The sequence below is a fragment of the Cronbergia sp. UHCC 0137 genome, assembly GCF_034932285.1.
Taxonomy (GTDB): Bacteria; Cyanobacteriota; Cyanobacteriia; order Cyanobacteriales; family Nostocaceae; genus Cronbergia.
In genome coordinates this window covers 64,489-71,428 of record NZ_JAYGHC010000024.1, presented here as the reverse complement: position 1 = coordinate 71,428, position 6,940 = coordinate 64,489, and the positions used below count along the sequence as shown (strand labels likewise).

Sequence of the window (6,940 nt, the reverse complement as noted above, 5' to 3'; positions counted from 1 at the left end):
CCCCTGCCTTCTGCCTTCTGCCCCCTGCCCCCTGCCTTCTGCCTTCTGCCCCCTGCCCCCTGCTCCCTGCCCCCTGCCCCCTGCCCCCTGCCCCCTGCCTCCTGCCCCCTAGCCCTAACGCAAGGACTTTTTCCGCAAACCCTAAATAATCTTACTGCAACTATCTTCAGAATGCAGGAGAATATAGTTAAATTGGTGTAAAATATTGATATGCAGCCTTTTTTATGATAAAGATATCTGTTTGTGTAAATTTCTAACTATTACTGTTTGAGAAACCAGGAATGCTAGACAAAATTTTTGATTATCTGAACTTCCATTTTAGCATTGAAGCCTCTATAGTTTTACTGGTGTTAGTATTTTTAGAGGCGGTGCTATCGGCTGATAACGCCATTGCTCTCGCGGCCATTGCCCAAGGACTAGAAGACAAAAAACTCGAAGGTCAAGCCCTCAATTTTGGGTTAGTTATAGCCTACGTCTTGCGAATTACCCTTTTACTAACTGCTACTTGGGTACAAAAATTTTGGCAATTTGAACTATTGGGTGCAACTTACCTACTATGGTTAGTATTTCAACATTTTACATCTCAAGAAGACGAAGAAAATCACCATCACGGACCCCGTTTTAAATCTCTATGGCAAGCTATACCAGTGATTGCCTTTACAGATTTAGCCTTTTCTTTGGATAGTGTCACCACAGCGATCGCTGTTTCTCAAGAAATTTGGTTGGTCATAGCGGGGACTACCATCGGCATAGTGACACTGCGATTCATGGCTGGATTATTTATTCGTTGGTTAGATGAATTTGCCAACTTAGAAGATGCCGGTTACATCACCGTAGCCTTAGTAGGAATACGCCTTTTGTTGAGAGTGATCAACGAAGATCTAGTCCCACCACAATGGATCATGATTAGCGCGATCGCTATTATCTTAGCCTGGGGATTTGCCAAACGCAACGTCGTCGAATTAACCCCCGCAGAACCCGAAAAAAGCACCCCAGTTTCTAAATCATAATTTCTGTAGAGACGTTCCATGGAACGTCTCCACATTAATGGCAATGCCTATTAGCTTAACTACTCACGCAACCAAGGGGTTAAATGTGGCTCCCAAGTCACCAACTCTTCATCCTTAAACCACAGACTAATTTCCCGTTGGGCGGTTTCTTGAGCATCAGAACCGTGAATCAAGTTCCGACCAATATTAATCCCAAAATCGCCGCGAATTGTGCCAGGTTCTGCTGTTAATGGATTGGTTGCACCAATAATTTTTCTGGCTGCTGCAACAACGCCTTCACCTTGCCAGACCATAGCCACAACCGGACTAGAAGTGATAAATTCGACTAAACCAGCAAAGAAAGGTCTTTCCCGGTGAACATCATAGTGTTGTTCAGCTAATTCCTTAGTGACCTTCATAAACTTTAAGCCCACAAGGGTAAAGCCTTTAGTTTCAAATCGACGGATAATGTCACCGGTTAGCCCCCGCTGTACACCATCAGGCTTGATTGCAATAAACGTGCGTTCCAAAGCTGTCTCCAAAAACATCATCAAAAATTTTATCCGTTAATTGTCAGGTGTTGTTGCACTTTTGTCTAGTAGTCCCTGGAATTTCTGAGGAGAATGAGAAAGCTTGAATCAAAATCAAAGCGTCAGGTTATTAAGTTCACTAAAAGAGCGATCGTATTGGTATGCTCCATAAATAGAACTTGGTTAATAAACCTAAAACTCAGATATATCAAGAGTTTGCAAGTTAAAAGGGTGAATCAGGTGCAAGACATAAGGGTTGAAACTACCAAAAACCTATCACTTGACCAGATTCAAGAATATTCTTCTCCTCTTCTAATTCTTCCTCCGGTCATTGAGCGCGGCCGTAAAGCCTAACGGCATAGCTGACGCTTACCGCGAAGCGTCTCGTAGAGAAGTGCTGACTCCTGACTCCTGACTCCTAGCCCTAATGAAAAGACTTTTTCCACAAATCCTAAATAGTAGAGTGCGTCAGACCCGATAATTAGGCAACAATCAATACTACTCGGTTAAGCAAATTTGTGAACTGAAAACCCCTGTAGAGACGTTCCATGGAACGTCTCTACCCTCCTTAACCGAGAAGTATTGAGACAACAATCAATAAACATCTGACACACCCTACAAGAAAATAAACCCATCATTCTTGGGTTAACAGCTACTAGGCATAAATTATCAACTACCCATTACTCAACTTTAAACTCTTGGCAATCACCGCCAAACTTTCCTCAAACAGTGCCTCACGACCCCAGCGTTGCACCTGTTGACTTAACAAAACTTCTGCCTTCTGTTCCGAAAGAGAACTCACCTGTTGGAACAACCCAGCCGCTTGTGCGCCACCTTGGGTTTCCATACGCATACAACCACCAGTTTCCGAGCAAATCACCGTGCCACAATTTGCTTGAGGATTAGTGGAACTTAAACGTAAGGCAATTAAATCACCAACAATTTCACCAATATCTGCAACCGGAACACCTGCTAATTCAGCCTCTACTTGTCGCTGATCTTGAGTAATAAAGCGAATACGAGTAATATCATAATCACCGTTTTCTCTTTCACAAGATACAGGCATCCATTCCAGCCGACTTGCTAACCAACCCAAATACAACAAAGCTTGAGCAGGATTACCCTTTTCATAATCAATAGTTACACGGTCAATTTCCTTCAGCGCAGTCCGACGACTTGGTGGATCATAAGCTTCCGCAGTCAATTCCTGCCATGCAGCCAAACGCCGCCAATTCAAATCAGCTAAAGGTACACTATTTTCCACCAACCCTTGCAGAGTCAGTAAATCACTTTCTGGTGTATTAAAGTTGCAAGAATCCACAATTACATTATTGCAAACTGCCGCCAAACGCTTAAATAAAGCATTATTTGCATCTGGTGTAGCCTTCCACCAAATGAATTTCGGTAAACCACCAATTAACAAAGCCGGAATCATCCCCCCAATTCTTTCTAAGGCAGTGGCAGTACCAGTGAGAGTAATGTATTCACAGCAAATCAGAGTGCTAGAAGATTGCTTTTGAATTGGACAATAGGCCGATACTTGCGCCTTCACCCCTTCATCTTCCCCAGCAATGGGACACAGAGCAATGATGCGGCAAGGGTTACGAAGAGCGATTTCATCAGCAATAGTAGGACTAGAAGATCCATAGCTGACGTTAGCTACATTATCTTCCGTTGCCCCCTTACGCTGATCTTTAGTGAACTCATCTCGCAATATAGCCAGAGTTTCCGTTGTAGCCGTACCTGTTTCTGGTAATTTATAAGTTCTTTGAACTTCCCGCAATGCTGTTTCTGTTTGTGGGCCTAAAATCCCATCAATCGGCCCATTGTAAAATCCAGAAGCAGCTAATAAATACTGGGTTTCTTCAGGTTCGTAAACCACCAAAGTAAATGTTGTAGCGCGAGTTGCAGCAGGTAAGGAACCGTCTTCACCGGTTATGCCGTAACTTTGCCAAATTTGGTTTAGTTCCGCCTCTATTTCTGTGAGCGAAACGTCCTTGGGCGCTTGCAATGAAAAGATCGTAGGTGCTTGGAGAGCCATAGTCAATTTTGGTTTTTGGATGTTAGTTTTTGGACTGTGGATGAAATAATGGATCATGGTTAATAGATAATAATTTTGCTTTAATTACCAATCACCAATCACCAATCACCAATTAAAAATTCTTAGAGTCTGCGCCAGCGACGACCATCTTGGTTAATTAAGAACTCTGCTTCTGCTGGCTCCCATGTACCTGCTTCATAGCGGGGAATGGTCGTAGGGTCTGCCGGAGCATCCCAAACAGAAAGGGCAGGTGTAACTACTTGCCAAGCTGCTTCCACTTCATCTGCCCGTGTAAATAAAGTTTGGTCGCCCATCATACAATCTAAGAAAAGGCGGTCATAGGCATCAGAAGCAGCTTGAATACCGAAAGACCCATAACTAAAGTCCATATCAACGGACCGGGTGCGAAATTCTGCACCTGGCATCTTCACATCAAAGCGTAAAGATATTCCTTCATTGGGTTGTATCCGCATAGCCAAAATGTTAGCGCTCGCCTGTTGAGCAGCTGAAGTAAACATTCTGGAGGGAACGTCACGGAAATGAATAGAAATCTCACTGACTTTTTTCGGCATCCGCTTCCCGGTTCTTAGGTAAAAAGGCACACCTTGCCAGCGCCAGGTATCTACCATAAACTTCATGGCGACATAGGTGGGTGTAGTCGAGTTGGGATTAACCCCAGGTTCATCATGATATCCTGCTACTTGTTGTCCTTTCATCCATCCGGCGCTGTATTGCCCACGAATTGCGGAATTTGACAGGTTGTGAATATCTGCTAACCGGGTAGCTTGTAATGCTTTAACTTTTTCTGTACGGATACTATCAGCATCCATGGCGTTGGGTGCTTCCATAGCTGTCAAGCAAAAAAGTTGCATGAGGTGATTTTGCAACATATCCCGTAGTGCGCCGGCACTTTCATAATAACCAGCCCGGTCTTCTACCCCTACGGTTTCGGCGACGGTAATTTGTACGTGGTCAACAAAGTGTCTATTCCACAAAGGTTCAAAAATGGCGTTGGCAAAGCGGAATACCAGCAAATTTTGAACGGTTTCTTTACCCAAGTAGTGGTCAATGCGGTAGACTTGGTTTTCTTTGCAATATTTCTGAACGACTTGGTTAAGGCTTTGGGCTGAGGCTAAGTCTCTACCAAAGGGTTTTTCAATAACTAGACGGTGTTTGTAGGGGTCGTCTAGCATTCCTCCTCCTCCTAGTTGCCTAATGGCTTCTGGGAAAAAGTTGGGGGCAACGGAAAGGTAGAACATCCGGTTTCCCCGTGTTCCCCGTTTCTCGTCTAATTCGCTCAATAATGTTTTCAGTTTTTGGTAACTTTCTGGGTCGTCTATATTACCGGGACAGTAGAACAAACCTTGAGAAAAGTCTTGCCAGAGTTCGCCCAGTTCGACGCTACTATGAGCTTCTTCCATGCCTTTTTGCATTTGCTCACGGAAGTATTCATGAGTCCATTCTCGGCGTGCTACACCAACAATTGTAGTTTCTGGGGGAATGCGTCTTTCCCGCCGTAATTTGTAAAGTGCAGGAACAAGTTTACGCCAGGTGAGATCACCGGAAGCGCCGAATATAACTATAATTTGTGGTTCGGGCATCCCTTGTTGTTGTAGACCAACGCGCAGGGGATTTTCTAACAGATTGGGCATAACAATTTTAGATGTTAGGTGGTGGATTAAGTTTTGGTAATGGGTAATTGGTGATTGGTGATTGGTGATTGGTAATGGGTAATTGGTAATGGGTAATTGGAAAAAACTATTCTCCAGTTCCCAATCGCCAGTCCCCAATCTTAATTACCCAGTCCCTACACTGGTGACAATAGCTTGATTTTGCCTTCTAAAGAGTTCATTAAGGACTCGAAAGGTTGGATGGATTTGTCATGGTTGGAGATAGTTGGCGGCACTGTAAGAGTTACACCAACCGTCTAGTTTATCCTTGGCTTTATAAACAGGTCGCAAAATATCCCCACTGCTAGGGATATCTGCGAAAACCAGGGATTCATAAATTTTGTATGTTGGTAACTTTGCCTGTATTCTAGTGGCCGTTTTGAATAAAAGACTCTACTTTTGCTACATCCTCTTTACTGCCAATGATTAAGGGTGTACGCTGGTGGAGAATCTTTGGTACTACGTCTAAAATATCCACTACTCCTGTAGTGGCACGACCACCAGCTTGTTCAATCAAGAAGGCTAAAGGCGCAGATTCATACAACAAACGCAATTTACCTTCTGGTTTGGCAATTGTGCCTGGATAGAGAAACACACCGCCTTGAACTAAAATTCTGTGAATGTCGCTCACCATTGCGCCACTGTAACGAGCGCTATAGCCTTCTGTGCGGTGAACGTAGCGAATATATTCTCTAATTGATTCTTCCCACTGCCAGAAGTTACCTTCGTTAACGCTGTAAACAGCACCATGATTAGGAATCTGGATATTTTCTTCTGTGAGAATAAACTCGCCTAAGCTAGGATCAAGGGTGAAGGAATGAACGCCTTTCCCCATAGTATAGACCAGCATTGTACATGGACCATAGAGGATGTATCCGGCTGCAATTTGCTTATGTCCGTTGGTTAGGAGATCGGTTGCTTTATGATCATCGTCGTTTCCTTCTTGTTGACGAATGGAAAAAATAGAACCTAAACTCAAGTTGGTATCTGTGTTAGATGAACCATCTATGGGGTCGTAAAGCAAGGTATAACGACCAACTGGGCAGTTTTCGGGGATATAGTAAGGATCTTCCATTTCTTCGGAAGCTAGGCGACAAACTAATCCGCTTTGTTTAAATACCGAAATAAATACGTCGTTGGCGTAAACATCCAATTTTTTGACGGATTCTCCCTGGACGTTGACTTCTCCAGTAAATCCCAGCACTCCTTCCATTAGACCGGCGTTGCTCATGCGACGCGCTACCAGTTTACCAGCTAAGGCGATGCGATTCATCAGGGCGCTCATATCCTGGGCTTGACCTGAAAACCCCTGAAATTGCTGGAGAACGTGTCGAGATAAGGTTGTACAATCCCGATCTAGAGCTTTATCTGTAGCGTAGTTAACAGACGAATCTGATGATTCTGGTGCTTGAAGCATTTTTGTTACTTCCTCGTGATTGTTTGCTGTTTCTATCTTAGAAAGGTAATTTGACAACTGAAATATGATTTTAGATAAACTAAAGAAATGGCTATTTTCGTGATGCTAGGGTGCGATAAAATTTTTGAAGGCTAAAATTTCAGTCCCTACAATGATGGGTTCTGTCGTCAGGTACGTCAGATGTCAAATTTGTCTTGATTGTTGGTGAATTATTGAGTCTGACGCACCCTACAGATGACTGTCTGAATCAGGATATCCAGGATTTAAGGATTTACAGGATGAAAAGAAAAACC

Annotated in this window: 5 protein-coding genes and 1 pseudogene; 1 reads left to right on the top strand and 5 read right to left on the bottom strand. The window is 43.6% G+C overall.

Annotated features, from left to right (window positions below; all coding sequences use genetic code 11):
• The first annotated feature begins 281 nt into the window (after nucleotides 1-281).
• Entirely contained in the window at nucleotides 282-1,010 is a 729-nt protein-coding gene (locus VB711_RS14345) for a TerC family protein (RefSeq protein WP_323286765.1), read from the top strand.
• Nucleotides 1,011-1,069: 59 nt separating this feature from the next.
• On the opposite strand, the gene ndk is transcribed toward VB711_RS14345, so the two are convergent.
• The 5 genes and pseudogenes from ndk to fbp form a co-directional block, all read right to left on the bottom strand.
• Complete coding sequence (gene ndk, locus VB711_RS14340) at nucleotides 1,070-1,519, bottom strand: nucleoside-diphosphate kinase (protein WP_323286795.1); 450 nt, start codon at nucleotides 1,517-1,519, stop codon at nucleotides 1,070-1,072.
• A 673-nt stretch (nucleotides 1,520-2,192) separates the two neighbouring features.
• Complete coding sequence (gene opcA, locus VB711_RS14335) at nucleotides 2,193-3,560, bottom strand: glucose-6-phosphate dehydrogenase assembly protein OpcA (RefSeq protein ID WP_323286764.1); 1,368 nt, start codon at nucleotides 3,558-3,560, stop codon at nucleotides 2,193-2,195.
• Nucleotides 3,561-3,682: 122 nt separating this feature from the next.
• Nucleotides 3,683-5,212, bottom strand: a complete 1,530-nt coding sequence (zwf, locus tag VB711_RS14330) for a glucose-6-phosphate dehydrogenase (protein ID WP_323286793.1) — start codon at nucleotides 5,210-5,212, stop codon at nucleotides 3,683-3,685.
• Nucleotides 5,213-5,439: 227 nt separating this feature from the next.
• Nucleotides 5,440-5,596 (bottom strand): annotated as a pseudogene (locus VB711_RS14325) (transaldolase); the annotation flags it as partial.
• A gap of 1 nt (nucleotide 5,597) precedes the next feature.
• The gene (gene fbp / locus VB711_RS14320; RefSeq protein ID WP_323286763.1) at nucleotides 5,598-6,647 is read right to left on the bottom strand and encodes a class 1 fructose-bisphosphatase; all 1,050 of its coding nucleotides are present in this window, start codon (nucleotides 6,645-6,647) and stop codon (nucleotides 5,598-5,600) included.
• Nucleotides 6,648-6,940: the final 293 nt, after the last annotated feature.